The 26,907-nt window shown below is 63.1% G+C and carries 24 protein-coding genes, 4 tRNA genes and 1 pseudogene; 12 read left to right on the top strand and 17 right to left on the bottom strand.

The window, feature by feature from the left end:
* Positions 1-121 precede the first annotated feature (121 nt).
* The 6 genes from C163_RS08695 to C163_RS08670 form a co-directional block, all read right to left on the bottom strand.
* Positions 122-394 carry an HU family DNA-binding protein gene (locus tag C163_RS08695; RefSeq protein WP_003259401.1) on the bottom strand — a complete coding sequence of 91 codons (273 nt, stop codon included), beginning with the start codon at positions 392-394 and terminating at the stop codon, positions 122-124.
* A 152-nt stretch (positions 395-546) separates the two neighbouring features.
* Positions 547-2,943: an endopeptidase La gene (gene lon, locus C163_RS08690; RefSeq protein WP_015269697.1), complete on the bottom strand. Its 2,397-nt coding sequence runs from the start codon at positions 2,941-2,943 to the stop codon at positions 547-549.
* 163 nt (positions 2,944-3,106) lie between these two features.
* The gene (gene clpX, locus C163_RS08685) at positions 3,107-4,390 is read right to left on the bottom strand and encodes an ATP-dependent Clp protease ATP-binding subunit ClpX (protein WP_025338419.1); all 1,284 of its coding nucleotides are present in this window, start codon (positions 4,388-4,390) and stop codon (positions 3,107-3,109) included.
* A gap of 108 nt (positions 4,391-4,498) precedes the next feature.
* The gene (gene clpP, locus C163_RS08680) at positions 4,499-5,140 is read right to left on the bottom strand and encodes an ATP-dependent Clp endopeptidase proteolytic subunit ClpP (protein WP_003259400.1); all 642 of its coding nucleotides are present in this window, start codon (positions 5,138-5,140) and stop codon (positions 4,499-4,501) included.
* A 91-nt stretch (positions 5,141-5,231) separates the two neighbouring features.
* Positions 5,232-6,545, bottom strand: coding sequence for a trigger factor (gene tig / locus C163_RS08675; RefSeq protein ID WP_024086620.1), 1,314 nt, complete (start codon positions 6,543-6,545; stop codon positions 5,232-5,234).
* 247 nt (positions 6,546-6,792) lie between these two features.
* A complete protein-coding gene (locus tag C163_RS08670) occupies positions 6,793-7,092 on the bottom strand; it encodes a DUF6388 family protein (RefSeq protein ID WP_025338418.1) in 300 nt (99 codons plus the stop codon).
* Positions 7,093-7,298: 206 nt separating this feature from the next.
* Here C163_RS08670 and C163_RS08665 point away from each other — a divergent pair, with 206 nt between their 5' ends.
* Together C163_RS08665 and C163_RS08660 are read left to right on the top strand one after the other, a co-directional pair.
* Positions 7,299-7,655 (top strand): type II toxin-antitoxin system RelE/ParE family toxin, encoded by a 357-nt coding sequence (locus tag C163_RS08665; RefSeq protein ID WP_025338417.1) that lies wholly within the window; start codon positions 7,299-7,301, stop codon positions 7,653-7,655.
* The gene (locus C163_RS08660) at positions 7,652-7,954 is read left to right on the top strand and encodes an XRE family transcriptional regulator (protein ID WP_025338416.1); all 303 of its coding nucleotides are present in this window, start codon (positions 7,652-7,654) and stop codon (positions 7,952-7,954) included. The genes C163_RS08665 and C163_RS08660 overlap by 4 nt, the downstream gene beginning before the upstream one ends.
* Positions 7,955-8,027: 73 nt before the next feature.
* Here C163_RS08660 and C163_RS08655 read toward each other — a convergent pair.
* From C163_RS08655 to C163_RS08640, 4 genes are all read right to left on the bottom strand, one after another.
* Positions 8,028-8,103, bottom strand: a tRNA-His gene (locus C163_RS08655).
* A 44-nt stretch (positions 8,104-8,147) separates the two neighbouring features.
* Positions 8,148-8,232, bottom strand: a tRNA-Leu gene (locus C163_RS08650).
* Positions 8,233-8,284: 52 nt separating this feature from the next.
* A tRNA-His gene (locus tag C163_RS08645) sits at positions 8,285-8,360 on the bottom strand.
* 41 nt (positions 8,361-8,401) lie between these two features.
* Positions 8,402-8,478: transfer RNA gene (locus C163_RS08640), tRNA-Arg, on the bottom strand.
* 292 nt (positions 8,479-8,770) lie between these two features.
* Here C163_RS08640 and folD point away from each other — a divergent pair.
* Positions 8,771-9,625 carry a bifunctional methylenetetrahydrofolate dehydrogenase/methenyltetrahydrofolate cyclohydrolase FolD gene (gene folD / locus C163_RS08635; protein ID WP_025338415.1) on the top strand — a complete coding sequence of 285 codons (855 nt, stop codon included), beginning with the start codon at positions 8,771-8,773 and terminating at the stop codon, positions 9,623-9,625.
* Positions 9,626-9,811: 186 nt separating this feature from the next.
* Here the strand turns inward: folD and C163_RS08630 are convergent, their stop codons facing one another.
* The 6 genes from C163_RS08630 to C163_RS08605 are packed head-to-tail and all read right to left on the bottom strand — an operon-like array spanning position 9,812 to position 15,743.
* Entirely contained in the window at positions 9,812-11,551 is a 1,740-nt protein-coding gene (locus C163_RS08630; protein ID WP_013971878.1) for an ABC transporter substrate-binding protein, read from the bottom strand.
* 39 nt (positions 11,552-11,590) lie between these two features.
* A complete protein-coding gene (locus tag C163_RS08625; RefSeq protein ID WP_013971877.1) occupies positions 11,591-11,863 on the bottom strand; it encodes a DUF2160 domain-containing protein in 273 nt (90 codons plus the stop codon).
* 12 nt (positions 11,864-11,875) lie between these two features.
* Complete coding sequence (locus tag C163_RS08620) at positions 11,876-12,676, bottom strand: carbohydrate ABC transporter permease (RefSeq protein WP_013971876.1); 801 nt, start codon at positions 12,674-12,676, stop codon at positions 11,876-11,878.
* 3 nt (positions 12,677-12,679) lie between these two features.
* Positions 12,680-13,543 carry a carbohydrate ABC transporter permease gene (locus C163_RS08615; protein WP_025338414.1) on the bottom strand — a complete coding sequence of 288 codons (864 nt, stop codon included), beginning with the start codon at positions 13,541-13,543 and terminating at the stop codon, positions 12,680-12,682.
* Positions 13,540-14,649, bottom strand: coding sequence for an ABC transporter ATP-binding protein (locus tag C163_RS08610; protein ID WP_025338413.1), 1,110 nt, complete (start codon positions 14,647-14,649; stop codon positions 13,540-13,542). Before C163_RS08610 ends, C163_RS08615 begins: the two co-directional genes overlap by 4 nt.
* The gene (locus C163_RS08605; protein ID WP_025338412.1) at positions 14,649-15,743 is read right to left on the bottom strand and encodes an ABC transporter ATP-binding protein; all 1,095 of its coding nucleotides are present in this window, start codon (positions 15,741-15,743) and stop codon (positions 14,649-14,651) included. The genes C163_RS08610 and C163_RS08605 overlap by 1 nt, the downstream gene beginning before the upstream one ends.
* 224 nt (positions 15,744-15,967) lie before the next feature.
* Between C163_RS08605 and C163_RS08600 the strand changes: the two genes are divergently transcribed.
* The 7 genes from C163_RS08600 (at position 15,968) to C163_RS08570 (ending at position 24,131) form a co-directional block, all read left to right on the top strand.
* On the top strand, positions 15,968-17,716 hold the full coding sequence (locus C163_RS08600; protein ID WP_025338411.1) for a sigma-54-dependent Fis family transcriptional regulator: 1,749 nt from the start codon (positions 15,968-15,970) through the stop codon (positions 17,714-17,716).
* Positions 17,717-17,936: 220 nt separating this feature from the next.
* Complete coding sequence (locus C163_RS08595) at positions 17,937-19,001, top strand: ornithine cyclodeaminase (RefSeq protein WP_025338410.1); 1,065 nt, start codon at positions 17,937-17,939, stop codon at positions 18,999-19,001.
* A gap of 162 nt (positions 19,002-19,163) precedes the next feature.
* Positions 19,164-19,643: an Lrp/AsnC family transcriptional regulator gene (locus C163_RS08590; RefSeq protein WP_025338409.1), complete on the top strand. Its 480-nt coding sequence runs from the start codon at positions 19,164-19,166 to the stop codon at positions 19,641-19,643.
* A 438-nt stretch (positions 19,644-20,081) separates the two neighbouring features.
* Positions 20,082-21,392: a C4-dicarboxylate transporter DctA gene (locus C163_RS08585; protein ID WP_003260726.1), complete on the top strand. Its 1,311-nt coding sequence runs from the start codon at positions 20,082-20,084 to the stop codon at positions 21,390-21,392.
* 44 nt (positions 21,393-21,436) lie between these two features.
* Complete coding sequence (locus tag C163_RS08580) at positions 21,437-22,141, top strand: FadR/GntR family transcriptional regulator (RefSeq protein ID WP_025338408.1); 705 nt, start codon at positions 21,437-21,439, stop codon at positions 22,139-22,141.
* A gap of 16 nt (positions 22,142-22,157) precedes the next feature.
* Positions 22,158-22,826: a GntR family transcriptional regulator gene (locus tag C163_RS08575; protein WP_025338407.1), complete on the top strand. Its 669-nt coding sequence runs from the start codon at positions 22,158-22,160 to the stop codon at positions 22,824-22,826.
* 243 nt (positions 22,827-23,069) lie between these two features.
* The gene (locus C163_RS08570; RefSeq protein ID WP_025338406.1) at positions 23,070-24,131 is read left to right on the top strand and encodes a hypothetical protein; all 1,062 of its coding nucleotides are present in this window, start codon (positions 23,070-23,072) and stop codon (positions 24,129-24,131) included.
* A gap of 122 nt (positions 24,132-24,253) precedes the next feature.
* Here C163_RS08570 and C163_RS08565 read toward each other — a convergent pair whose 3' ends face one another.
* Positions 24,254-24,682, bottom strand: coding sequence for a PACE efflux transporter (locus C163_RS08565; RefSeq protein ID WP_025338405.1), 429 nt, complete (start codon positions 24,680-24,682; stop codon positions 24,254-24,256).
* Between the two features lie 102 nt (positions 24,683-24,784).
* Here C163_RS08565 and C163_RS08560 point away from each other — a divergent pair, with 102 nt between their 5' ends.
* Together C163_RS08560 and mcpA are read left to right on the top strand one after the other, a co-directional pair.
* On the top strand, positions 24,785-25,663 hold the full coding sequence (locus C163_RS08560) for a LysR family transcriptional regulator (protein ID WP_025338404.1): 879 nt from the start codon (positions 24,785-24,787) through the stop codon (positions 25,661-25,663).
* Between the two features lie 97 nt (positions 25,664-25,760).
* Positions 25,761-26,837: pseudogene (gene mcpA / locus C163_RS27675) on the top strand (methyl-accepting chemotaxis protein McpA); the annotation flags it as partial.
* Between the last annotated feature and the right edge of the window lie 70 nt (positions 26,838-26,907).

Genomic DNA, 26,907 nt, shown 5'->3' with positions numbered 1-26,907 from the left:
TAAAAGAAAGGCGCATCCGAGGATGCGCCTTTTCTTAGCAAACGTGTCAGGCGGGAACGTTTGCGCCCCGCCATCACCGTGCTCGGACCTGGCCAGGCCGGGTCCGGCTGAAAGAGACGACTTAGTTGACGGCGTCTTTCAGGCCTTTGCCAGCCTTGAAGCCTGGAACCTTGGCGGCAGCGATCTTGATCGCGTTACCGGTTTGCGGGTTGCGGCCGGTGCGCTCTGCACGCTCCTTGACCGAGAAGGTACCGAAACCAACCAGTACCACATCGTCACCTTGCTTCAGGGCGCCGGTGACGGATTCGATGACTGCGTCCAGCGCACGGCCGGCTACAGCTTTCGGGATGTCAGCAGATGCGGCGATAGCGTCAATCAGTTCCGACTTGTTCACTCTAAGTCCCCTTATTTCTCTATTGAGTTTGTTTCTAAGTATGTAATGAAAAGCTTATGAAACGTGCGCTGGGTGGCCTGATGACAATAGCGTGCCGCTTTATAGCAAGGCCCCGAAAAAACTGTCAAGGAAAGCCCCCCAGCCAAAAACTACTAGTGCGTGCTAATTCTTTCCTTAGCATCGCCGTCGCGCTTTTCATCTTTCGCGACAATCTCCGGAGCCACATCTGGCAAGGGCTCCGGGGCGTATTGCAGCGCAATTTGCAGGACTTCGTCAATCCATTTGACCGGTTTGATCTGCAGATCCTGTTTGATATTTTCCGGAATCTCCTTCAGATCGCGAACATTCTCCTCGGGAATGATCACCGTCTTGATCCCGCCACGGTGTGCCGCCAGCAGTTTTTCCTTCAACCCGCCAATGGCCAGCACCTGGCCACGCAGGGTGATTTCGCCGGTCATGGCCACATCGGCACGTACCGGAATCTGCGTCAGCGCCGACACCAGCGCGGTGCACATGCCGATACCGGCACTCGGGCCATCCTTCGGCGTGGCGCCTTCCGGCATGTGGATATGCACGTCGTGCTTCTCATGGAAGTCGGCGGCGATACCCAGGCTGCGGGCACGGCTGCGCACCACGGTCTGCGCGGCGGTGATCGACTCGACCATGACGTCGCCCAGCGAGCCGGTCTTGATCAGCTGGCCCTTGCCGGGGATGACCACGGCTTCGATGGTCAGCAGTTCGCCGCCCACCTGGGTCCAGGCCAGGCCGGTAACCTGGCCGATCTGGTCCTGCTGCTCGGCCAGGCCGTAGCGGAACTTGCGCACACCCAGCAGGTGTTCCAGCTGCTCGCTGGCCACCTTGACCTTGACCTGCTTCTGCCCGGTATGTTCCTTGACCACCTTGCGGCAGACCTTGGCGATTTGCCGCTCCAGGCCACGCACACCGGCTTCGCGGGTGTAGAAGCGGATGATGTCGCGGATCGCCGAGACGTCGACTTCCAGCTCGTCCTTCTTCAAGCCGTTGGCCTTGACCTGCTTGGGCACCAGGTACTTGACCGCGATGTTGATCTTCTCGTCCTCGGTGTAGCCCGGCAGGCGGATGACTTCCATCCGGTCGAGCAGCGCCGGCGGGATGTTCATCGAGTTCGAGGTGCACAGGAACATCACGTCCGAGAGGTCGTAGTCGACCTCCAGGTAGTGGTCGTTGAAGTTGTGGTTCTGCTCCGGGTCGAGCACTTCGAGCAGTGCCGAGGCCGGATCGCCACGCATGTCGCTGCCCATCTTGTCGATTTCGTCCAGCAGGAACAGCGGGTTACGCACCCCCACCTTGGTCATCTTCTGGATCAGGCGGCCAGGCATGGAACCGATGTAGGTACGGCGGTGACCACGGATCTCGGCCTCGTCACGCACACCACCCAGGGCCATGCGCACGAACTTGCGGTTGGTGGCAGCGGCGATCGACTCGGCCAGCGAGGTCTTGCCGACGCCGGGTGGGCCGACCAGGCACAGTACCGGCCCGCGGATCTTCTTGACGCGCTTTTGCACGGCAAGGTACTCGAGGATGCGTTCCTTGACCTCTTCCAGGCCGTAGTGGTCCGCATCGAGGATTTCCTCGGCCTTGGCCAGGTCCAGGCGCACCTTGCTCTGGGCCTTCCACGGCACCTGCACCAGCCAGTCGAGGTAGGACCGGACCACGGTGGCCTCGGCCGACATCGGCGACATCTGCTTGAGCTTGTTCAGCTCGGCCTGGGCCTTGGCCAGTGCGTCCTTGGGCAGGCCAGCGGCTTCGATGCGCTTTTTCAGCTCTTCGACTTCGTTGTGGCCTTCGTCGCCATCGCCGAGCTCTTTCTGAATGGCCTTCATCTGCTCATTCAGGTAGTACTCGCGCTGGCTGCGCTCCATCTGCTTCTTGACCCGACCGCGAATGCGCTTTTCGACCTGCAGCAGGTCGATTTCGGCATCCAGCAGCGCCAGTACGTGCTCGACACGGGTCGGCAGGTCGACGATTTCGAGAATTTCCTGTTTCTGCTCGATCTTCAAGGCCATGTGTGCGGCCATGGTATCGACCAGGCGCCCTGGCTCTTCGATGCTGTTCAGCGACGACAGCACTTCGGCAGGGACTTTCTTGCCCAGCTGCACGTACTGCTCGAACTGCGACAGCAGCGTGCGCACGAACACTTCCGACTCGCGCTCGGCGGCGTCGACTTCGTCGATCAGGGAAACTTCGGCACGGATGTGCCCTTCTACTTCGCTGAAACGCTCCACGGCGCCGCGCTGCTCGCCCTCGACCAGCACCTTGACGGTGCCATCGGGCAGTTTCAGCAATTGCAGCACGGTGGCAACGGTACCGACGCGGTACAGGGCGTCTTCGCCCGGATCATCGTCGGCCGGGTTTTTCTGGGCCAGCAGGAGGATCTGCTTTTCGCCCGTCATCGCCGCCTCAAGGGCTTCGATGGACTTTTCGCGCCCCACGAACAGCGGGATGACCATGTGCGGGTAAACAACGACATCGCGCAATGGCAAAAGAGGCAAGTCGAGGGTGGTCTTCATGATTTCGCCTCTACAGCGGCCTTATGGCCGGAAACCGGTGGAAATGATGCTTGGACCTAATGTGGGGGCACACTTGGGAAATTACAAGCGCTAGCGCAGGAAAAGCAGAAAGGGGCCCGTAGGCCCCTTCTTGCTTGCAACCGTCAACCGGCCATTGCCTGGATCAGGCGTCCGGTGCGGCCTTGGCTTGCGGCTCGCTGTTCTCGTAGATCATCAGCGGCTGCGAGGTGCCATCGATGACGCTCTCGTCGATCACCACCTTGCTGACATCCTTCTTCGAAGGAATCTCGTACATGGTGTCGAGCAGCACGCCTTCGAGGATCGAACGCAGGCCACGGGCGCCGGTCTTGCGCTCCAGGGCCTTGCGCGCCACGGCCTTGAGCGCATCGCTGCGGAACTCGAGGTCGACGCTTTCCATCTCGAACAGCTTGGCATACTGCTTGGTCAGGGCGTTCTTCGGCTCTGTGAGGATCTGCATCAGCGCAGCCTCGTCCAGCTCGTCGAGGGTTGCCAGTACCGGCAAGCGACCGACGAATTCCGGGATCAGGCCAAACTTGACCAGATCGTCCGGCTCGACCTCACGCAGGGACTCGCCAACCTTCTTGCCTTCTTCCTTGCTGCGTACTTCGGCGCCAAAACCGATGCCACCCTTGGTGGAGCGGTTCTGGATGACCTTTTCCAGGCCCGAGAAGGCGCCACCGCAGATGAACAGGATGTTGCGGGTATCGACCTGCAGGAATTCCTGTTGCGGGTGCTTGCGGCCGCCTTGCGGCGGAACCGAGGCCACGGTGCCTTCGATCAGCTTAAGCAGTGCCTGTTGCACGCCCTCGCCCGAGACGTCACGGGTGATGGACGGGTTGTCCGACTTGCGCGAAATCTTGTCGATCTCGTCGATGTAGACAATGCCCATCTGGGCCTTTTCCACGTCGTAGTCGCACTTCTGCAACAGCTTCTGGATGATGTTCTCGACGTCCTCACCCACGTAACCGGCTTCGGTCAGGGTGGTGGCGTCAGCAATGGTGAACGGTACGTTCAACAGGCGTGCAAGGGTTTCGGCGAGCAGGGTCTTGCCCGAGCCGGTTGGCCCGATGAGCAGGATGTTGCTCTTGCCGAGTTCGACTTCGTCACCCTTCTTGTCACGCTGGTTCAGGCGCTTGTAGTGGTTGTACACCGCTACGGCAAGCACCTTCTTCGCGCGTTCCTGACCAATGACGTACTGGTCCAGGATACCGCTGATTTCTTTCGGCGAAGGCAATTTGTGCGCGCTGCTCTCGGCCTGGGCTTCCTGCACCTCCTCACGGATGATGTCGTTGCACAGGTCGACGCACTCGTCGCAGATAAATACCGAGGGCCCGGCAATCAGTTTGCGCACTTCGTGCTGGCTTTTGCCGCAGAAGGAGCAATAAAGCAATTTGCCGCTGTCCTCGCCGTTACGGGTGTCAGTCATTCGATCGATCCAATCCGGTAGGCTTGCAACACAAGATGAAGGCAATTGCGGGCTTTTTCAAGTCCGCAGGTAGGCGCTTTCGGCGCCCACCTGCTCTGGCACCCCGGTTCAGGAGGCCAGTTGCCGCTTGTCGTAGACCGAGTCGATCAGGCCGTACTCGGCCGCGCGCGAGGCGCTCATGAAGTTGTCACGTTCGGTGTCGCGCTTGATGGTCTCGAGATCCTGGCCGGTGTGGTAGGCCAGCAGCTCGTTCAGGCGGGCCTTGATATTGAGGATTTCCTGGGCGTGGATCTCGATATCGGTGGCCTGACCCTGGAAGCCGCCCAGCGGCTGGTGGATCATCACGCGCGAGTTCGGCAGGCAGTGACGCTTGCCCTTGGCACCTGCAGCCAGCAGGAAGGCGCCCATGCTGCAGGCCTGGCCGATGCAGATGGTCGAGACGTCCGGCTTGATGAACTGCATGGTGTCGTAGATCGACATGCCGGCGGTGACGGAACCGCCCGGCGAGTTGATGTACAGATGGATATCCTTGTCCGGGTTTTCCGCTTCAAGGAACAGCAGTTGCGCGACGACGAGGTTGGCCATGTAGTCCTCTACCGGGCCAACCAGGAAGATCACACGCTCCTTCAACAGGCGCGAGTAGATGTCGTAAGCGCGTTCGCCACGGGCGGACTGCTCGATAACCATCGGGACCAGGCCGCCTGCGGCCTGGATGTCAGAGCTCTGCTGAATATAAGAATTGCGGGACATGTCCTGCGCTCACTCCCAAATAGTCATGGCTTGAATACGCACAAGCCAGCTCGAAGGCTGGCTTGTGGGGGTTTCCTACGAGAGAAGCCTGTTACTCAGCGGCGGCTGGAGCCTGTGCTGGTTTAACGGCATCTTCGTACGAGACCGACTTGTCGGTCACAGTCGCTTTCTGCAGAACAGTATCTACAACTTGTTCTTCCAGCACAACCGAACGGACTTCGTTCAGTTGCTGGTCGTTCTTGTAGTACCAGGCGATGACCTGCTCAGGCTCTTGGTAAGCCGAAGCCATTTCTTCGATCATTTCGCGAACCTTGCCTTCGTCCGGCTTCAGCTCGAACTGCTTGACCACTTCGGCCACGATCAGGCCCAGGACCACACGGCGCTTGGCTTGTTCTTCGAACAGCTCGGCCGGCAGTTGCTCAGGCTTGATGTTGCCACCGAACTGCTGAACAGCCTGCACGCGCAGACGGTTGACTTCGTTTTCCAGCAGGGCCTTCGGCACTTCGATCGGGTTGGCAGCCAGCAGACCGTCCATGACCTGGTTCTTCACCTTGGCCTTGATGGCCTGGCGCAGTTCACGCTCCATGTTCTTGCGAACTTCGGTGCGGAAGCCTTCCAGGGTCGATTCCTTGATGCCGAACTGGGCGAAGAACTCTTCGTTCAGCTCTGGCAGCACAGGAGCAGCAACGCTGTTGACGGTGATGGTGAACTCGGCAGCTTTGCCAGCCAGGTCCAGGTTCTGGTAGTCCTCAGGGAAGGTCACGTTGACAACGCGCTCTTCGCCAGCCTTGGCGCCAACCAGGCCGTCTTCGAAGCCTGGGATCATGCGGCCGGAGCCCAATACCAGCTGGGTGCCCTTGGCCGAACCACCGGCGAACACTTCACCGTCGACCTTGCCGACGAAGTCGATGTTGACCTGGTCGTCGTTCTGCGCGGCGCGCTCGACGGCCTCGAAGCGGGTGTTCTGCTTGCGCAGCACTTCCAGCATGTTGTCCAGGTCGGCGTCAGCCACTTCGGCGCTCAGGCGCTCGACGTTGATCGACTCGAGGCCGCCAACGGTGAACTCCGGGAACACTTCGAAGATGGCGACGAATTCCAGGTCCTTGCCCTTTTCGAAGGACTTCGGCTCTACCGCAGGGGCGCCAGCCGGGTTCAGCTTCTGCTCGACGATGGCTTCGTAGAAGGAAGCCTGGACCAGGTCACCGAAAGCCTCTTGACGGGCATCAGCTTCGAAACGCTGACGGATCACGCTCATCGGCACTTTGCCTGGGCGGAAGCCGGCAACCTTGGCGCGCTTGGCAGTCTGTTGCAGACGCTTGTTGACTTCGTTCTCGACGCGCTCGGCCGGAACGGCGATGGTCATGCGGCGCTCGAGAGCGGAAGTGTTTTCAACAGAAACTTGCATGGATATTCCTCGTTGCACAGACGTTAGCCGGCGTTAGCCCGACTCCAGAATCAAGGGCAAGCATTCTAGTGAGTCGCGCAGCAGAAGTCACCCCACTCGGGACGACGGGAAACCACGCCGGTCGATTAACTTTCAAGGCCCGCACGACATAACGCCGGGCCTGTTTCAATGGGGGCCGCACGACGCCCGGGGCGACCTGCAGCCGAAATACCTTGTCAAACAACTACCAGGAACGAATTCGCTGCCTTTATTCAGGGTCGATTTCGTTGAACTGGCAGTACTCCTCCCACTCCATCCCCAGCGCCTCAGCTACCTCGCGGTGCGTCTCCAGGCGCATGGCCTGCAGCTGCTCGGGGGTTTCGGCGATCAGTTGCAGGGCCAGCTCCCAAGGCTGGATACCCTGCTCCTCGGCCGCATCCTCGAACGCCCACTCGATCTGCTGGGCCTGCTCGCGCGCATCCAGCTCACGGATCTCTTCGAGCAGCTGCGGATTGGCCTCGGCAAAGCGCTGTAGCGCCAGGGCCTGACGGGCTTCTTTTGCGATCATCGGGCTGTTCCTCTGCCGGCCAAATGGGCCGGTGTTTCAACCGGCTGAAATCTAACAGCTTTTATTGGGATGTCACTAGAGGATTGCAAGGGCCGGGCTCGATTGATTTGCAACCCGGCGAACACTCCTACAGCGCTGCGGGAAACACGCTATCGCACAAGCGATTGCCCTGCGCTTGAATGGAGTACCTTTTTTGGTACACTTCCATGGACAGGAACGCAACAACACTAGAAGTCCGCTTCTTTCGCACCGAAGCCGGCAGTGAGCCTGTACGCGAATGGTTGACCTCACTCCCCCGCACCCACAAACACCTGATTGGAACCGAGATCAAGACAATACAAATCGGATGGCCGCTAGGCATGCCCATTGTCAGGAAGCTCGGGAAAGGCCTATGGGAGGCCAGGGTCAACCTTGAGAACACGATCGCCCGGGTTCTTTTTACCGTGGATGGAAACACCATGGTCCTGCTTCACGGCTTCATCAAGAAGAGCCAGAAAACACCAGCGCCGGACCTGGCCGCCGCCAGGCAGCGCCAAGCCGCCATAAAGAGGCACAAGCAATGACCACACATATCGGCTCCGACTTCGACGACTTCCTGGCAGGCGAGGGCCTTGCAGAGGAGGTATCCGCAGCTGCCCTGAAGCGCTTGATCGCCTGGCAGATCGCCGAGGCCATGAAAGCGCAGAAGATCAGCAAGAAGGCATTGGCCGAGCGCATGCACACCAGCCGCACCGCGGTTGACCGGGCGCTCGACCAGAACGACCCAGGCATGACACTGGCGACCCTGGCCAGCGCAGCGCGTGCCCTCGGGCATCGCGTAGAGGTGCGCCTGGTACCGGAAAACAGCCCTGCCCTCGCCTGAGCGCAGCGCCACCAGATCAGGGCGCAAAACAAAAAGGCGCCCGATCTCACGATCAAGGCGCCTTCGAAGAATATGGGGTGGACGATGGGAATCGAACCCACGACAACTGGAATCACAATCCAGCGCTCTACCAACTGAGCTACGCCCACCATATTGCAGTCTTGCGATGTTGCGGTACAGCCTTACAGAAGCATGGTGCGGACGAAGAGACTCGAACTCTTACAGCTTGCGCCGCTGGAACCTAAATCCAGTGTGTCTACCAATTTCACCACGTCCGCGTAACGCTTAAAACAAAGGCGCCAGATGCTATCGAGGCGCCTTTGAAGAATATGGGGTGGACGATGGGAATCGAACCCACGACAACTGGAATCACAATCCAGCGCTCTACCAACTGAGCTACGCCCACCATATTGCATTACAGCCTACTTGCTTGCCAAAGCTGCCTAATGGCGCACCCGGCAGGACTCGAACCTGCGACCATCCGCTTAGAAGGCGGATGCTCTATCCAGCTGAGCTACGGGCGCTTAAGCTTGAAGCCTAACCGAACGAGACCTTAACAGGTAACTGCTAAACCACTCATTCTGCCCGACTTAGCCAACCAGTGCTAGGCTGTGCCCGACAAGTGCTAGGCTGTGCCCGACAAGTGCGGCGAATCTTATAGGCGGGCCTGATAGTCGTCAACACCTTTCTCAAAAAAATTTAAATTATTTAAGGGCTTAGGGGATTTGCCCGACCACCCGCCTTTGCCCTTGGCCCATGTCGTGCGAGAATGCGCCCTCTTCAATTGTTTCCTTCTCGATGGTTAATCACGCGTCTATGACTGCACACCTAATCGATGGCAAGGCGATCGCCGCCAGCCTGCGCCAGCAGATCGCTCAACGTGTCGTGGAGCGTCGCCAGCAAGGCCTGCGTACGCCGGGCCTGGCGGTGATCCTGGTCGGCACCGACCCCGCCTCCCAAGTCTATGTCTCGCACAAGCGCAAGGACTGCGAAGAGGTCGGCTTCATTTCGCAGGCGTTCGACCTGCCCAGCGAAACCACGCAGCAGGCCCTGACCGAGCTGATCGACCGCCTCAATGACGACCCGGCCGTCGACGGTATCCTGCTGCAGTTGCCGCTGCCGGCGCACCTGGACGCCTCGCTGCTGCTCGAGCGCATCCGCCCGGACAAGGACGTGGACGGCTTCCACCCGTACAACATCGGCCGCCTGGCCCAGCGCATCCCGCTGCTGCGCCCGTGCACGCCGAAGGGCATCATGACCCTGCTGGAAAGCACCGGCCAGGACCTGTACGGCATGAACGCGGTCATCGTCGGCGCCTCCAACATCGTTGGCCGTCCGATGGCCATGGAGCTGCTGCTGGCCGGTTGCACCGTGACCGTCTGCCACCGCTTCACCAAGGACCTCCCCGGCCATGTCGGCCGCGCCGACCTGGTGGTAGTGGCCGCAGGCAAGCCGGGCCTGGTCAAGGGTGAGTGGATCAAGGAAGGTGCCATCGTCATTGACGTGGGCATCAACCGCCAGGAAGACGGCAAGCTGGTCGGCGACGTGGTCTACGAGACCGCCCTGCCGCGCGCCGGCTGGATCACGCCGGTGCCGGGCGGCGTCGGGCCGATGACCCGCGCATGCCTGCTGGAGAACACGCTGTATGCGGCGGAAGAGCTGCACAAGTAATACCGCGTGACATGAAAACGGCACCTCTGGCAGGTGCCGTTTTTTTTGCCCGTAAACTGTGCACTGGGTTTACCGGCCTCTTCGCGGGCTTGCCCGCTCCCACAGGTACTGCGCCGCTCTCAAGACGCGCGGGGTACCTGTGGGAGCGGGCAAGCCCGCGAAGAAGCCAGCGCGTTACTCAGCCGATCACTTCCTGGCCGCCTCCCACGACTTCAGCAGTTCGTTGTAGCTGACCGTCTCGCCCTTGGGCTTTTCGTTGGCCAGTTTCGGTTTCGGCGCCCCGGGCTGGTCGAACCAGTACTGGGCGTCCTTCTCCGGGTTCAGCTTCGGTGCGCAGGTGGCCTGGGCGTTGGACCGCTGCAAGCGCTCCATCATCCGGTCCTGGTCGCGGGCCAGGCCGTCCAGCGCTTCCTGCGGGGTCTTCTCGCCACTGGCCACTTCGGCGATGTGGCTCCACCACAACTGCGCCAACCGCGGGTAATCCGGCACGTTGGTGCCGGTCGGTGTCCACTGTACCCGCGCCGGGCTGCGGTAGAACTCCACCAGCCCGCCCAGCTTGGGCGCCAGTTCGGTCATGGCCTGGGAGTTGATGTCCGACTCGCGAATCGGCGTGAGGCCGACGATGGTCTTTTTCAGCGACACGGTCTTGGAGGTGACGAACTGGGCGTACAGCCACGCAGCCAGGCGTTGCTTCTCGGGGGTGGACTTGAAGAAGGTCCACGAACCGGTGTCCTGGTAGCCCAGCTTCATCCCCTCCTCCCAGTACGGCCCCTTCGGCGAGGGCGCCATGCGCCACTTCGGCGTGCCGTCGGCGTTCACTACCGGCAAACCGGGCTTGGTCATGTCGGCGGTAAACGCGGTGTACCAAAAGATCTGCTGGGCGATGTTGCCCTGGGCCGGCACCGGGCCGGCTTCGGAGAAGGTCATGCCCTGGGCTTCCTTGGGCGCATAGGCACGCATCCAGTCCACGTACTTCTGCGTGGCATATACGGCGGCCGGGCCGTTGGTGTCGCCGCCACGGGTCACGCTGGACCCCACCGGGTGGCAGTCCTCCACGCGAATGCCCCATTCGTCCACCGGCAAACCATTGGGCAGGCCTTTGTCGCCGCCACCCGCCATGGAGAACCAGGCATCGGTGAAGCGCCAGCCCAGCGACGGGTCTTTCTTGCCGTAGTCCATGTGGCCATAAACGCGTTTGCCGTCGATTTCCTTGACGTCTTCGGTGAAGAACCTGGCAATGTCCTCGTAGGCCGACCAGTTCACCGGTACGCCCAGCTCGTAGCCGTATTTTTCCTTGAACCTGGCCTTCAGCTCGGGCCGCTCGAACCAGTCGGCACGGAACCAGTAGAGGTTGGCGAACTGCTGGTCGGGCAGTTGGTAGACCTTGCCATCCGGCGCGGTGGTGAAGGAAATGCCGATGAAGTCCTTCAGGTCCAGGGTCGGCGAAGTGTAGTCCTTGCCTTCGTTGGCCATCAGGTCGGTGATCGATTCCACCTTGCCGTAGCGAAAGTGCGTACCGATCAGGTCGGAGTCGTTGACCCAGCCGTCATAGATGTTCTTGTCCGACTGCATCTGTGTCTGCAGCTTTTCCACCACGTCGCCTTCCTGCAACAGGTCGTGGGTCAGCTGTATACCGGTGATCTCGCTGAAGGCCTTGGCCAGCACCTTGGACTCGTATTCATGGGTGGTGATGGTTTCCGACACCACATTGATCTTCATGCCGCGGAACGGCTCGGCAGCCTTGATGAACCACTTCAACTCGGCCAGCTGCTGCTCAGGGGTAAGGGTCGAAGGCTTGAACTCACTGCCGAGCCACTTCCTTGCCGCATCCTCGTACTGGTCGGCCCAGGCTGTGCCCTGCACGCTGGCCAGTACCAGCAACGCGGCCAGGGTCAAATGTCGCCTGTTGTACTTGTTGTCGAACATTGTGATCTCCCGTTTCAGTTATCCCACAGGGCCACTCGCTCAGCCCCAGCGCAGCACCACCACCAGCCACGCCAGCGACAGCAGCGAGGCCACCCACAATGGCCACTCGCTGACGCCAACCACCAGCAAATGCAGGTAGGCGCTGGCCAGCAGGCCGATGAACAAGCGGTCACCACGGCTGGTGACCAGCGGCAGGAAGCCGCGTCGCTCCACGCAGGGGCGACGCAGTTCGAGCAGGGTCATGCCCAGCAGCAGCACGCCAACGGCGGCGAAGAACAGCGCCGTCGGCAAGGTCCAGGCCATCCACTCCATGCCTTGTCCTCCTCACACCCGGCCCAGGGCGAAGCCCTTGGCCACATGGTTGCGCACGAACCAGATCACCAGCATGCCCGGCAAGATGGTCAGTACCCCCGCCGCCGCCAACACGCCCCAATCGATGCCCGAGGCCGACACGGTACGGGTCATCACCGCAGCGATCGGTTTGGCATTCACCGAGGTCAGGGTGCGCGCCAGCAGCAGCTCGACCCAGGAGAACATGAAACAGAAAAACGCCGTCACGCCGATGCCGGAGCCAATCAGCGGGATGAAGATCTTCACGAAGAAGCGCGGGAAGCTGTAGCCGTCGATGTAGGCTGTTTCGTCGATTTCCTTCGGCACACCAGACATGAACCCCTCGAGGATCCACACCGCCAGCGGCACGTTGAACAGGCAGTGGGCCAGGGCCACGGCGATATGGGTGTCGAACAGGCCGATCGACGAATACAGCTGGAAGAACGGCAGCAGGAACACCGCCGGTGGCGCCATGCGGTTGGTCAGCAGCCAGAAGAACAGGTGCCGGTCACCGAGAAAGCGGTAACGCGAGAAGGCATATGCCGCTGGCAGCGCCACCAGCAGCGAAATCAGCGTGTTCAGGCACACGTAGTACAGCGAATTGATGTAGCCGCTGTACCAGCTGGCATCGGTGAAGATCACCCGGTAGTTGTCGAGGGTGAACGCCTGTGGCCACAGGGTCAGGCCGCCGAGGATCTCGGTGTTGCTCTTGAACGACATGTTCAGCAGCCAGTAGATCGGCACCAGCAGGAAGAAGAAGTACAGCAACAGGGCCAGCGATTTGCGCGTGCTCATGGCCTAGTCCTTGTCGGCATGGGTCATGGCTGTGTAGAACAGCCACGAAACCAGCAGGATGATCAGGAAGTACACCAGCGAGAATGCCGCCGCCGGGCCCAGGTCGAACTGCCCCACGGCCATGCGCGTGAGGGTCTGGCTGAGGAAGGTGGTGGCGTTGCCGGGCCCGCCACCGGTCAGCACGAAGGGCTCGGTGTAGATCATGAAGCTGTCCATGAAGCGCAGCATCACCGCGATCAGCAGCACGTTCTTCAGCTTGGGCAACTGGATATGGCGGAACACCGCCCAGCCCGAGGCGCGGTCGATGCGCGCAGCCTGGTAGTAAACGTCGGGGATGGCGCGCAGCCCCGAGTAACAGAGCAACGCCACCAGCGATGTCCAGTGCCACACGTCCATCACCAGCACGGTCAGCCAAGCGTCGAACGGGTCGCCAGCGTAGTTGTAGCTGACCTCGAGCTTGGCCAGGGTGGCGCCGAGCAGGCCGATGTCGGCCCGGCCGAAAATCTGCCAGATGGTGCCGACCACGTTCCACGGGATCAGCAACGGGATGGCCATGACGATCAGGCACACCGAGGCCATGCGCCCCTTGGTCGGCATGGTCAGGGCAATGGCGATGCCCAGCGGGATCTCGATCAGTAGCACGCAGGCGGAATAGATGAACTGGCGCAGCAGCGCATCGTGCAGCGCCGGGTCGCGCAGCACCTGGCGGTACCAGTCGGCGCCGACGAAGTAGCGGTTGGACTGGTCGAAGATGTCCTGCACCGAGTAGTTGACCACCGTCATCATCGGCACCACCGCACTGAATGCCACCAGCAGGAACACCGGCAGCACCAGCCACCAGGCCTTGTTGTTCGGTACCTTGTTCATGGCCCGGCCTCCAGCAGCACATCGTCGACGTACAGCATCAGCCACTGCGCCGGCAGGCTGACCCAGGCCTGGGCCACCGGCAGCGGGCGGTCCTCGCCCAGGCGCGCCTTGAGCGCGACACCGCCCAGTTCGAGGGTGACGATGCGGTAGGTGCCCAGGTCCTCGACGTCCAGCACCCGTGCCGGGTAGGCGTCATCGAACGGGCTGTCCCACAGCTGCACGAATTCCGGGCGGATGCCTACCTGCAGGCGTCCACCGCCTGTGGCCGCCAGGCGCCCTTGCAGGTGCTCCCGCAGTTGCCCGGGCAGCACCAGGTGAATATCGCCGAACGCCACCCCGTCCGCTTCGGCGCGTACCTCGATCAGGTTCATCCCCGGGCTGCCGATGAAGTAACCGACAAAGGTATGCCGCGGCCGCTCGAACAGTTCACGCGGGGTGCCGAACTGAACGATGCGCCCGCCGTGCATCACCGCGATCTTGTCGGCGAACGTCGAGGCTTCCAACTGGTCGTGGGTGACGTAGATCATGGTGATGTTGAACTGCTCGTGAATCTGCTTGAGCTTGCGCCGCAGCTTCCACTTCAGGTGCGGGTCGATCACCGTCAGCGGCTCGTCGAACAGGATCGCCGACACGTCATCGCGCACCAGGCCACGGCCCATGGAGACCTTCTGCTTTTCGTCGGCACTGAGGTTGCGCGCCTTCTTGCGCAGTACGGCCGAGAGGTCGAGCACCTCGGCAATCTCCTCCACCCGGGCCTGCACCCGGGCTTCGTCCAGCCCCTGGTTACGCAAGGGAAACGCCAGGTTGTCGAACACCGTCATGGTGTCGTACACCACCGGGAACTGGAACACCTGGGCGATGTTGCGCGCCTGTGGTGACAGCTGGTTGACCGGCTTGCCGTCGAACAGCACCTCGCCGTGGGACGGTGTCAGCAGCCCGGAAATGATGTTGAGCAAGGTCGACTTGCCGCAGCCCGACGGCCCGAGCAAGGCGTAGGCACCGCCCTGCTCCCACACATGCTCCAGCGCGTGCAGGGCATAGTCTGCCTCGCTGGCGGGCTGGCGGCTGTAGCTGTGCGCCAGTTGGCGCAGGCGGATCTCGGCCATCACCCTCTCCTTGCCTGGCGCAGCCCCGGGGCCTGCACCAGCGCCCCGGCGCTGTCGAACACGAACAGCTTGTGGGTGGGGATGAACACGCGGATCGGCGTGTCCACCTGGTATTCGTGCACCCCTGGCAGGTGCAGGATCATGCGCCAGTGTTCGTTGCGTACATGCAGGAAGGTCTCTGAACCACTGATCTCGGCCAGTTCCACCAGCACCGACAATTCCAGGTCGTCGTCGTGGGCCGGCACCAGGCTGATGTGGCTGGGCCGCACGCCAAAGCGGTAGTCACCCTCGGCAAGCGGCTGCAGGTCGGCATTGCGGGCAAAGTGCACGGCCTGGGCCAGGCTCACGTCGTTGCCGCTGATACGGCCAGGTACCAGGTTGATCGGCGGCTCGGAAAACAGCTCGGCAGCCAGCACGCTGCCCGGGCGCTGGTAGACCTCGGCGGTAGGCCCGCTCTGGACGATACGGCCCTCATGCACCAGGGTGGTGGTGCCGCCCAGAGCCAGCGCCTCGTTGGGCTCGGTGGTGGCATACACGGCAATGCAGTGGCGTGCCGCGAACAGTTCGCGCAGTTCCTGGCGCAGGCCCTCGCGCAGCTTGTAGTCGAGGTTGACCAGTGGCTCGTCGAACAGGATCAGCGAGGCATCCTTGACCAGCGCCCGGGCCATTGCCGTGCGTTGCTGCTGGCCACCGGACAGCTCCAGCGGCAGGCGCTGCAGGTAGGCTTCGATGCGCAGCATTTCGGCGGTTTCCTGCACCCGTCGGCGAATCTGGGGCTCGTCCATGCGTGCCTGGCGCAGCGGTGACGCAATGTTCTCGTACACGCTGAGGGTCGGGTAATTGATGAACTGCTGATACACCATCGACACATTGCGCTGGCGCACCGGCACGCCAGTCACGTCCTGGCCATCCATCAGCACCCGCCCCCGGTCCGGGCGATCGAGCCCGGCCATCAGGCGCATCAGGCTGGTCTTGCCGGCCAGGGTGCGGCCCAGCAGCACGTTGAACGAGCCGGGTTCGAAACGCAGTGAGGCATCGACGATCCAGGCTTGGTTGTCGACGCTGCGGCTGACCTGTTCCAGCACCAGGGACATGGCGTGGCCTTCTTGTGGTTTTTGTCTGCCGGGCACAGCCAGTTTCGTGCCAGTTGCGCCGCGACCGTCTGGCCCGGGGCCCTGCTGGCAACACCGGCCAATCGCAGGTTCACAAGTGAACACAAGCACTGAACAACTGAACACTTGCCGGTTTGACATTGAACAACCGTGCACGACACTGAACAGCGGTCGGCCCCATGACAACAATCACACAGGACAGGCCCATGGCCGCATCCGCTTCGCCCCATGCCCAACTGATCCAGGCCTCCTGGGCCCGCTGCCGCGACCACGGCCTGCAACCCCAGCACGCCCCGGACTTCGACTGCCTGACCCGCGCCGAGCTGAGCGCCCTGCTGGAGCAGCGCCAGGCCCTGCTGCACCTGACCCGCGAAGCGGTGCTGCCGCAATATGCGCACCTGCTGGGCAATGCCAGCTACCTGGTGATGCTGGCCGATGCCAGTGGCTGCCTGCTCGACAGCTGGGGCTCGCGGCGGTTCATCGAGCCGCGCCAGCAGCATGGCTTCAGCGCCGGTGCCCACTGGCACGAGCGCGGTGTCGGCACCAATGCGCTGGGCACCGCACTGGTCTGCGCCGAGGCGATTCACGTTGGCCAGGACGAACATTTCCTGCGCCAGAACCGCTACATGTCCAGCGCCGCCACGCCGCTGTTCGACGCCGAGCGGCAGCTGGTCGGGGTGCTCGATGTGGCCAGCGACGGCTACCTGCCCGCCAGCCAGACCCTGGGCCTGGTACGCATGATGGGCCAGAGCCTGGAGAACCGCCTGATCCTCGCCAAGCATGCCGACCAGCACGCGCAACTGATCTTCAACAGCGCCTCCGACAACCTCGACAGCCCCTGGGCCGGCCTGCTGGTGTTCGATGAGCACGGGCAGGTGCTGGCCGCCAATCACCGGGCCGACACCCTGCTCGGGGGCAACCCGCTGCAGCAGAACATCGCGCAACTGTTCCAGTTGCCCCTGCAACAGCTGCTCAGCCATCCCCGGCAACAGCCCTTCGCCCTGCAAGCCACCGGGCGCAACCGCTTTCATTGCCAGTGGCAGCCGCCGCGCGAGGCCCCCAGCCGCCCCACCGCCAGTAGCGCCGAGCCACGCCTGGAGAAGGCCCTGGCGCAGGCCGGCCTGCTGCTGGAAAAGGACATCCCGGTGCTGGTGCAGGGGGAAACCGGCGTAGGCAAGGAGGTATTCGTCGATACCCTGCACCGGGCCAGCAGCCGCGCCAGCCAGCCGCTGATCGCCGTCAACTGCGCGGCGATCCCGGCCGAGCTGGTGGAGTCGGAACTGTTCGGCTACGACAAGGGCGCGTTCACCGGCGCCCACCAGAAGGGCAACCCGGGGCTGATCCGCAAGGCCCACCACGGCATCCTGTTCCTCGACGAAATCGGCGACATGCCGCTGCCCACCCAGGCCCGCCTGCTGCGCGTGCTGCAGACGCGCAGCATCCAGCCATTGGGCAGCGGCGAACCGGTGGCGGTGGATATCCGCGTGGTGTCGGCGAGCAACCGCGACCTGGCCGAAGAAGTGCGCGCCGGGCGCTTTCGCCAGGACTTGTATTACCGCATCGCCGGGCTGGCGGTGGTATTGCCGCCGCTGCGCGAGCGCAGTGACCGCCGGCAGCTGATCGAGCAGGTGCATGCGCGCTACCGCGACCCCGGGCAGCCTGCGCGGCTGCCTGCGGCCATTATCGAGTTGCTCGATCGGCACCCCTGGCCGGGGAATGTGCGTGAACTGGTGAGTGTGCTGCAGGTGGCGCTGGCCTTGGCGGGTAATGGGCCGGTTGGCGTCGAGCACCTGCCTGCAGGATTTCAGGCCGAGTTGCACGCCCCCGTGCTGCTTGCCACTGAGGAAGCGGACCTGCACGCGCTGGTGGAGCAAGCCAACGGCAACCTGTCGGCGGTGGCGCGCGGGCTTGGGATCAGCCGCACCACGCTGTACAAGCGGTTGCGTGAGCAGTGATGCTTGATTCCCTGGGGCCGCTTTGCGGCCCAATCGCGACACAAGGCCGCTCCTACACCGGAAAGCATCGCCCACCGTTGCAGCCGATTCGGCTGCCAGCGCAGCGAAATCAGCCAAAGCCGCTGCCGCCACAGCCCATTACAGCCAGCTTTACCTCCCCACCCGCCGCACAATGAAACCAGAGCCCACTCTGGAAGCGTCGACCGCAGGGAGACCCCTCATGACCCGCTATATCGATGTGCAAGACCTGGCCCGCCTGGTCAATCGCAAAGGCCTGCCCACGTGCCTGCTGGAAATGGCCGAGTACATCCGCCAGGACCACCTGCGCTGGCCCGTCTTCGAAAAGTGTGCCCGGGTGGCCAACCATTCAGCGGACGGCGTGATCGAGCTGATGCCAATCTCGGACGCCAGCCGCTACGCCTTCAAGTACGTCAACGGCCATCCGAAGAACACTCGCCATGGCCTGCCCACGGTGATGGCCTTCGGCGCCCTGGCGAGCGTCGATACCGGTGCACCGTTGCTGCTCAGCGAAATGACCCTGACCACCGCCATCCGCACTGCGGCCACCTCGGCCCTGGCCGCCCGCTACCTGGCGCGCGAAGACAGCCGCAGCATGGCGTTGATCGGCAATGGCTCGCAAAGCGAGTTCCAGGCCATCGCCTTCAATGCCCTGCTGGGCATCGATGAAATCCGCCTGTATGACATCGACCCGGCCGCCTCGGCCAAATTGGTCGCCAACCTGGCCAACCGACCCGGCCTCAAGCTGAGCATCGCCAGCTCCGTGGCCGAAGCGGTACGCGGGGCCGATATCGTCACCACGGTGACCGCCGACAAGGCCTGCGCCACCATTCTCACCCCGGAGATGATCGAGCCGGGCATGCACCTGAACGCCGTGGGCGGTGACTGCCCAGGCAAGACCGAGCTGCACCGGGCGATTGTCGAGCGGGCCCGGGTGATCGTCGAATACGAACCGCAGAGCCGGGTGGAAGGCGAGATCCAGCAGATGCCGGCGGACTCGCCAGTGACCGAATTCTGGCGTGTGGTTGCCGGGGAAGCCAAGGGGCGTGAGCGCGCCGAACAGGTGACGCTGTTCGACTCGGTGGGGTTTGCCCTGGAGGATTATTCGGCCTTGCGCTATGTGCTGGATACGGCGCAGGCGCTGGGTATCGGCACGGATATCGGGCTGGTGCCGGTGCTGGAAGATCCGAAGGATTTGTATGGGTTGTTGCAGCCGCGGGTGGTGGAGTTGCGGACGGTGGCCAAGGCTGGTTCTGTCTGCGCCTGATGGATCCTGGGGCTGCTGCGCAGCCCATCGCGACACAAGGCCGCTCCTACACAAGGACCGCGTATCCCTTGTAGGAGCGGCCTTGTGTCGCGATGGGCCGCGCAGCGGCCCCCTTTACCGCCTAACCTGTCCCATGCCCTCTTCCGAACGAAGCCCTAGCGCATGGACACCAAGGACGCCAACGCCCACCCCCTCGACCGCATCGACGAAGCGATCATCGACATCCTGCGCCATGACGGCCGCATCACCTTCGAGAAGCTCTCCAGCCTCGTCCACCTCACCCCCCGCCCCTGCCTGGAGCGTGTACGCAAGCTGGAGCGCCGTGGCGTGATCCGCGGCTACGGGGCGATCATCGACCTGCAGAAGGTGGCGCCCGGGGTGTCGCTGCTGGTGCTGGTCGCCCTGTCCAACCAAAGCGGGCGGGCCGCGCAGAAGGCCTTCGAAGCCACCCTGCGCAACTGCCCGGAAGTGCACGAGTGCCAGCTGATCAGCGGCCACTTCGACTACAGCCTGCGCCTGCGCTGCCGCGACATGGAACACTACCGGTTGCTCAGCGAAAGCTGGATGAACGACGACACCCTGCACATCGACAAGCTGGTCGCGCACCCGGTACTGGCCGAGGTCAAGCCAATGGCTCGCTGACGCGCTATCAAGAGTCGCGCCATTGCGCCGGGCGCGGACTCTACGAGGTCACCCGCATAATGCAGATGACCCTTATGAATCATGGCGTTATCGAAAATATCGAAGTCGGCATGGCGCTTGGCAAGCTGATTGCAAAGATGCCTGAGGCACTGGCCAAAGCCTGATCTGATTCATGTGCGCACGCGGTTCGCCGCTGCGATTCACCTGCGAACGGCCGCACTGCGGCCCGATCAACCAGACGCACCGAATTAGAGCGAGGCAGGCTGGATTGCCCTACAACTGGTCAGACCGGTAAGGCCAAAAATCCTTGCAATGTCGGATTTTTCGCGCTTTCATGGCTTCGCGCTGAACAAACCGGTAAGACCACAATAATTAAGTCCTGCGCTCTTTCGCCCCGTGCGGCTACCGAAGCAAGGACACCGATCAGAGATCCCTCCCATGCTCAAATGGTGCTCGCGTTCGATCTTCCTTCAAGTCGTGCTCGGCCTTGCCCTCGGCATCGCCTGCGGTCTCAGCTTCCCCGACCTTTCCCTGCAACTCAAACCCCTTGGCGACGGCTTCATCAAGCTGATCAAGATGCTCATCGGCCTGATCGTGTTCTGTGTGGTGGTCAGCGGTATCTCGGGCGCCGGCGACCTGAAAAAGGTCGGGCGCATCGGCCTGAAGTCGGTGATCTACTTCGAAGTGCTGACCACCCTGGCGCTGGTGATCGGCCTGGTGTTCGCCTTCACCAGCGGCATCGGCAGCGGCGCCAACATCCACCTGGACCAACTGTCCAGCGCCGACGCCAGCAGCCTGGCCGAGCGCGGCCAGCACATCCACGGTGCCACGGCGTTCTTCATGGACCTGATCCCCACCTCGGTGATCGGCGCCTTCGCCGACAACAACATCCTCCAGGTGCTGCTGTTCTCGGTACTGTTCGGCAGCGCGCTGAACCTGGTGGGTGACTCGGCAGCCGGCATCTCGCGGCTGATCAACGAACTGAGCCACGTGATCTTCCGCATCATGGGCATGATCGTGCGCCTGGCACCGATCGGCGTGTTCGGTGCCATCGCCTTCACCACCAGCAAGTACGGCCTGGAATCGCTGCAACACCTGGGCGGGCTGGTGGCGCTGTTCTACCTGACCTGTGCCGGCTTCGTACTGATCGTGCTGGGCACGGTCATGCGCCTGTCGGGCCTGAAGCTGCTGCCACTGATCAAGTACCTGCGTGAAGAGCTGACCATCGTGCTGGGCACCGCCTCGTCCGATGCCGTACTGCCACAGATCATGCGCAAGCTCGAGCACCTGGGCATCGGCAGCTCCACCGTCGGCCTGGTGATCCCCACCGGCTATTCGTTCAACCTCGATGGTTTCTCCATCTACCTGACCCTGGCCATCGTGTTCATTGCCAACGCCACCGGCACGCCACTGGCAATGACCGACCTGCTGACCATCCTGCTGGTGTCGCTGGTGACTTCCAAGGGCGCTCACGGCATCCCAGGCTCGGCGCTGGTGATCCTTGCCGCTACCCTGACCGCCGTGCCGGCGATCCCGGTGGTCGGCCTGGTACTGGTACTGGCGGTGGACTGGTTCATGGGCATCGGCCGGGCGCTGACCAACCTGATCGGCAACTGCGTGGCCACCGTGGCCATCGCCCGCTGGGAGAAGGACATCGACCTGGAACGCGCGCACAACGTGCTTGACGGCAAACCCGGCTTCGCCCCCACGCCACGCAAGCAGCCCAACCCCCATCAACAGGAATTCTGAGCGAACGTGGCCGGCACTGATGCCGGCCCTTCCAGGAGCGAACCGTGATCAGCTCATCTACCGTCGTCAACTCAGTGGTGGAAAAACTGCGCCAGGCCCTCGCCCGAGGCCAATGGCGTACCGGCGACATGCTGCCAGGCCAGCGCGAGCTGGCCGAACAACTGGGTATCAGCCGCCCCAGCCTGCGCGAAGCGGTGACCGTGCTGGAAACCCTGGGCCTGGTGCGTTCGCTGCCGGGCAAGGGCGTGCTGGTGCTGGATGCCGATGCCGCCGCCCAGGAACCGGGCGTGGACACCAGCGCCGCAGCCAGCCTGGCCGACGTGCTGGAGCTGCGCTACACCCTTGAGCCCTTCATCGTCGGCCTGGTGGCGCAGTCGGCCAACAGCCAGGACATCGGCCAGCTGCGCCTGACCCTGATGGACATGCGTGAAGCGCTGGAGGCCGATGACAGCGAAGCTGGCGTCAGGGCCTACATTGCCTTCCATGAAGCGCTGTTCGCCCTGACCACCAACCCGATCTTCCAGAGCGTGGTGCAACAGACCGGCAATGCCCTCAAGCAGAGCGCCGACATGCTGCGCAATTCGCCAGAGCACCTGGCCGCGCGGCTGAAGGAAAACGAAGCGGTGGTGCGCGCCATACGTGAGCGCAGCAGCGCCCAGGCCAGTGCCCAGATGCGCCAGCACATCCTGGCCGAAGGGTTGCGCATGGGCATCCCGTTGAACATCCCGGACGAACACCCGCATCCATGACCCCAGGAGAGCGACCATGAACGCCGCCCCTCACTTGCCGGCCCTGCTCGCGGCCGGCGAAACCCGCCTGTCGGCCGAGCAGATCTACCCGCGGCTGTTCGATGCCATTCTCGAACAGCGCCTGCCACCTGGCAGCCTGTTGCCCGAACAGGCGCTGGGCCACGCCTTTGGCGTCAGCCGTACAGTGATCCGCCGCGTGCTCGGGCGCCTGTCCGACCAGCAGGTGGTGGTGCAGCGCCCCAGCCACACTGCGCATCTGGCCGCGCCCGACCCGGAGCAGGCCCGCCAGGTGCTCAGCGCCCGGCGCCTGGCCGAAACCACGCTGATCACCCTGGCCGCGCAACGCGCCCGGCCGGTACAGATTCGCCAGTTGCGACAACTGGTGGAGCGCGAGCGCCAGCACCATGAGAACGGCGAGCGTTGTGCGGCGATCCGCCTGGGCGGCGAGTTTCACCTGAAACTGGCGCAGGTGGCCGCCAATGCGCCACTGGCACGGTTCCTCAACGGCCTGGTGCCGATGACCTCGCTGATCATCGCCCGCTACGAGTCGCCATGCTGCGACCACTGCGCGTGGCAGGAACATGCGGCGATCATCGATGCCGTGGAGCACGGCGATGCCGAGGCAGCGCTGGGACTGATGCACAAACATCTCGACCGCCTGGAAGAAAAGCTCGACCTGGAATGACCGATTCAAGCTGACGCCCCCCTTGTAGGAGCGGCCTTGTGTCGCGATGGGGCGCGAAGCGGCCCCAGGATTTCAGCTGTGCAGCAGAAATTGCCGGGGCCGCTTTGCGGCCCTTTCGCGACACAAGGCCGCTCCTACATGGATCGCGTTGGCCGGGCGATGGCTGATGGGCTGCACGGCAGCCCTTCACTCCCCACCCTATACTCCGAGAACCACCCCAGCCTCTATCAGGGAGGCGGTTGCGTGAGCACTCGAGTCCTCCTGCTGCTGTGCCTGCTGCTGGCCCTGGCCGGCTGCGCAGGCAAGCCCCCACCTGTCCCGCCACCACCGGTGGTGCTCACCCCCGCCGCCTGGCAACGCATCGACCAGGAACTGATCGAAGCCTCGGTCGGCGCCGCCAGCTCGGCCAACGACTATGCCCGGCGCTCCATGCGAGTGTGGAAGGAACAGGTACAGCAGCGCACCGAAAGCGACTTCATCCCCTGGTTCACCGGCTACTGGACCCAGCAGTGGCTGACCCTCAAGGTGGCCTGGTACAAGATCGACAGCGGTGAAGGCCGGGAGCCGGCGGAAAAGCGCCTGGCGCTGTACCTGCAGGAGCAGTACCACAAGCGGGTGATCGAACCGGTGGCGGAGCAGATCAACCCCGAAGGCATCCGCGACCGTGCCAGCGAGCTGTACCTGCAACTGCTCGGCCAGCAGCTGCCGGCCATCATCAGCCGCTACAACGCGCCCCCCGAGCAGTTCAGCCAGCGCCTCAACCGCATTCCCGCCATAGCCCTGGGGCCGCCGGATGCGCGCAATGCCAGCCTGTACCAACTGCTACGGGCCAAGTCGCTGGCCCAGCAACCGGCCTGGCAAGCCATGCGCCAGCACCTGCACCAGCAGGCCAGCAAAGGCCCCGGGAAGACCGATGTCGGGCTGAACTCGGTGGCCAACCAGGCCAGCGAAAAGCTCGGCGCCACCCTGGCCCCGCGCGGCATCGCCAGTGCCGTGGCGTCGGCGGTGGGCAAGGTGGCGGGGGCGATGATTTCGATTGCGGCGGCCGGTTACGGGATGATGACCCATGACCGCGAACACCCGCAAATGGTCGAGCAGCTGCGGGTGATCCTCAACGTGGCGCTGAACCAGGAATGGCAGGAGCTGATGGAGAACCGCCAGAGCGGGGCCATGTCGGGGGTGTACTACCTGTCGGGGCAGGTCGAGGACAGCTTGCTGGCCAGTGCGCCGCGGCCGGCGGAACAACCGGTCGAGCAGCAGGTGAAGCAGCAGCAGGAGCCTTTGATCATTCGCCTGCCACCCTAGTGGTTGACTGTTCCGGCCTCTTCGCAGCACAAGGCTGCTCCTACAGGGACCGCACCCGCCTGAAGATTGTGCGGTCGCTGTAGGAGCAGCCTTGTGCTGCGAAAAGGCCGGAACAGGTTGAATCAGGCTGCTGCCAAGGCCGAGCTGGGCAAGCCAAAGATCCGGTCGAACGCCCAGTTATAGGCAAAGGTGTAGCACGGCACCAGCACGATGAACGCCATGTCCACCAGCAACGCCTCCAGCAATGTCATGTCCAGCCACGAGGCAATCAGCGGGATCAGGTACACCACCAGGGTCAGCTGGAAGCCGATGGCATGCGCCACCCGCCGAGCCACACTGCGCCCGCGCTTGGCCTGGCGGCTCTCCCACCACTCGAACAGGGTGTTGTAGATCAGGTTCCAGAGCATGGCGATAGTGGTGATCATCACCGCCAGAGGCCCGGTATGCGATGCCTGGGTGTCCGACAGGTAGGCCAGCCCGAGGGTCGACATGCACAGCCCGATCAGTTCATAGAAAGTCACGTAGACCAGTTTGCGTTTGAGTCCCTGCACCCGGGGTTACCTCCAATGACAAAAGCGATGGGGCGCGATCATGCTTCATCATGCTTGACAGCAAAAGTCAGCAGCTGTCAGATCCACTGACAGGAGGCTGCCATGAACTTTTCCAGCGACAATATCCAGCTATTTCTCGCCGTGCTCGACCGCGGTTCGTTCTCCGCCGCCGCGCGCGCCCTGCAGCGGGTGCCTTCAGCCGTGAGCATGGCTATCGGCAACCTCGAGGCCGAACTGGGCTACACCCTGTTCGAGCGCGGCCCGCGGGAAGTCCGCCCGACCGCCCAGGCCATGGCGCTGGAACCCCATGCCCGGCTGATCGCCGAGCAGTTGGGGCTGCTGCAGGTGCATGCTTTGGAGCTGTCCCAGGGGCTGGAGAGCAGCCTGACCCTGGCGGTGGTGCCGGACATCAACCACCGCCCGCTGCTGGCGGCCATCGCTCGCCTGGGTGAGCGGCACCCACTGCTGGACATCGCCCTGCTCAGCGCCCCGCAGGAAGAGGCCGTGCGCCTGCTGGACAGCGGCCGCGCCGACCTCTGTGTGGCCTTTGCCGGGCTGCAGGTCGATGCCCGGCGCGGCTTCCAGCACATCGGCATTGAGTCGCTGGTGGCCACCCTGTCGCCCGCCCACCCGGCCCTGCGCGAGGGGCGTATCCACTACCTCGAAGACCTGACCCGGGTGCGCCAGATCCTGGTGCGCAGCCGTGACCTGCCGCTGGCCGACCCACGCCCGTTGATAGGCGCTACGCACTGGTCAACCGACAGCTTCGACCTCGCCCTGCAGATGGTGGAGGCCGGCCTGGGCTGGGGCGACCTGCCGCTGTCGCGGGTCGCGCCACTGCTGGCCAGCGGGCACCTGGTGCGTCTGGATTTTCGCAACACCCGCAACGAGCTGCAGTTGCCGGTACACATCTTCTGGCGCAAGCAACAACCGTTGCAGCAGGCTGCACGCCTGTTGATCGAGCAGTTGTGTAGCCAGTGAATGCCGTCCGTCGAAATGACCGTAAGAAATTTCTGTAAGCACTTCAATCTTTTACCCCTTGAGCCGATATCCCGAACGATAGGTTGCGCAATGCGTCATGAGCGCGCTGCGCCCTCCCCTCATTGGCCCAAGGTCTCGAAACATGAACCTGAAATTTCGCCACAAGATCCTGCTCAGCGCCTGCGGCGTCGTAGTCCTGGCATTTGCCCTGTTCACGCTCTACAACGACTACCTGCAACGCAACACCATTCGCCAGAACATCGAAGCTTCGGTGCAGCAGTCCGGCGCACTGACCGCCAGCAGCGTGCAGAACTGGATGAGCGGGCGCATCCTGGTCCTGGAAAACCTGGCCCAGGACATCGCCCAGCAAGGTGCCGGCGACACCCTGGCCGGGCTGATCGAGCAGCCGTCCTACACGCGCAATTTCCTGTTCACCTACCTGGGCCAGGCCAACGGTGTGTTCACCCAGCGCCCCGATACACAGATGCCCGCCGGTTACGACCCACGTCAGCGCCCGTGGTACGGCGCCGCGGCCAGCGCCGGGCAGACCGTGCTGACTGCCCCGTACCAGGGTGCTGTCGGCGGCCTGATGGTCACCATCGCCACGCCGGTGAAAAGCAAGGGCAATGGCGAGCTGATCGGTGTGGTCGGCGGTGACGTCACCCTCGACACCCTGGTCGAGATCATCAACTCGGTCGATTTCGGCGGCATCGGCCACGCCTTCCTGGCCGACAGCAATGGCCAAGTGATCGTCAGCCCCGACAAAGACCAGGTGATGAAAAACCTCAAGGACATCTACCCCGGCAGCAACCTGCAAGTCGCCGCCGGCATGCAGGATGTCACCCTCAATGGCCAGGACCGCATCATCTCCTTCGCCCCGGTGGCCGGCCTGCCTTCGGCACAGTGGTACATCGGCCTGTCGATCGACAAGGACAAGGCCTACGCCGCGCTCAGCCAGTTCCGCACCTCGGCGATCATCGCCATGCTGATCGCCGTGGCGGCCATCGCCGGCCTGCTCGGCCTGCTGATCCCGGTGCTGATGAGCCCGCTGACCACCATGGGCCGCGCCATGCGCGACATCGCCGAGGGCGAAGGTGACCTTACCCGCCGCCTGACCGTGCAGAACAAGGACGAGTTCGGCGAACTGGCCACTTCGTTCAACCGCTTCGTCGAGCGCATCCATGCCTCGATCAGCGAAGTGTCCTCGGCAACCCGCCTGGTGCACGACCTGTCGGAAAAGGTGG

The organism is Pseudomonas sp. FGI182 (assembly GCF_000511325.1).
GTDB lineage: Bacteria > Pseudomonadota > Gammaproteobacteria > Pseudomonadales > Pseudomonadaceae > Aquipseudomonas > Aquipseudomonas putida_Z.
This window is presented reverse-complemented; position numbering and strand designations above follow the sequence as displayed.

Excerpts from the sequence above, each read along its gene's own strand:
- lon (WP_015269697.1), bottom strand. The coding sequence starts at position 2,943 with ATGAAGACCACCCTCGACTTGCCTCTTTTGCCATTGCGCGATGTCGTT.
- clpX (WP_025338419.1), bottom strand. The coding sequence starts at position 4,390 with ATGACTGACACCCGTAACGGCGAGGACAGCGGCAAATTGCTTTATTGC.
- clpP (WP_003259400.1), bottom strand. The coding sequence starts at position 5,140 with ATGTCCCGCAATTCTTATATTCAGCAGAGCTCTGACATCCAGGCCGCA.
- tig (WP_024086620.1), bottom strand. The coding sequence starts at position 6,545 with ATGCAAGTTTCTGTTGAAAACACTTCCGCTCTCGAGCGCCGCATGACC.
- C163_RS08670 (WP_025338418.1), bottom strand. The coding sequence starts at position 7,092 with ATGATCGCAAAAGAAGCCCGTCAGGCCCTGGCGCTACAGCGCTTTGCC.
- C163_RS08665 (WP_025338417.1), top strand. The coding sequence starts at position 7,299 with ATGGACAGGAACGCAACAACACTAGAAGTCCGCTTCTTTCGCACCGAA.
- C163_RS08660 (WP_025338416.1), top strand. The coding sequence starts at position 7,652 with ATGACCACACATATCGGCTCCGACTTCGACGACTTCCTGGCAGGCGAG.
- folD (WP_025338415.1), top strand. The coding sequence starts at position 8,771 with ATGACTGCACACCTAATCGATGGCAAGGCGATCGCCGCCAGCCTGCGC.
- C163_RS08630 (WP_013971878.1), bottom strand. The coding sequence starts at position 11,551 with ATGTTCGACAACAAGTACAACAGGCGACATTTGACCCTGGCCGCGTTG.
- C163_RS08625 (WP_013971877.1), bottom strand. The coding sequence starts at position 11,863 with ATGGAGTGGATGGCCTGGACCTTGCCGACGGCGCTGTTCTTCGCCGCC.
- C163_RS08620 (WP_013971876.1), bottom strand. The coding sequence starts at position 12,676 with ATGAGCACGCGCAAATCGCTGGCCCTGTTGCTGTACTTCTTCTTCCTG.
- C163_RS08615 (WP_025338414.1), bottom strand. The coding sequence starts at position 13,543 with ATGAACAAGGTACCGAACAACAAGGCCTGGTGGCTGGTGCTGCCGGTG.
- C163_RS08610 (WP_025338413.1), bottom strand. The coding sequence starts at position 14,649 with ATGGCCGAGATCCGCCTGCGCCAACTGGCGCACAGCTACAGCCGCCAG.
- C163_RS08605 (WP_025338412.1), bottom strand. The coding sequence starts at position 15,743 with ATGTCCCTGGTGCTGGAACAGGTCAGCCGCAGCGTCGACAACCAAGCC.
- C163_RS08600 (WP_025338411.1), top strand. The coding sequence starts at position 15,968 with ATGGCCGCATCCGCTTCGCCCCATGCCCAACTGATCCAGGCCTCCTGG.
- C163_RS08595 (WP_025338410.1), top strand. The coding sequence starts at position 17,937 with ATGACCCGCTATATCGATGTGCAAGACCTGGCCCGCCTGGTCAATCGC.
- C163_RS08590 (WP_025338409.1), top strand. The coding sequence starts at position 19,164 with ATGGACACCAAGGACGCCAACGCCCACCCCCTCGACCGCATCGACGAA.
- C163_RS08585 (WP_003260726.1), top strand. The coding sequence starts at position 20,082 with ATGCTCAAATGGTGCTCGCGTTCGATCTTCCTTCAAGTCGTGCTCGGC.
- C163_RS08575 (WP_025338407.1), top strand. The coding sequence starts at position 22,158 with ATGAACGCCGCCCCTCACTTGCCGGCCCTGCTCGCGGCCGGCGAAACC.
- C163_RS08560 (WP_025338404.1), top strand. The coding sequence starts at position 24,785 with ATGAACTTTTCCAGCGACAATATCCAGCTATTTCTCGCCGTGCTCGAC.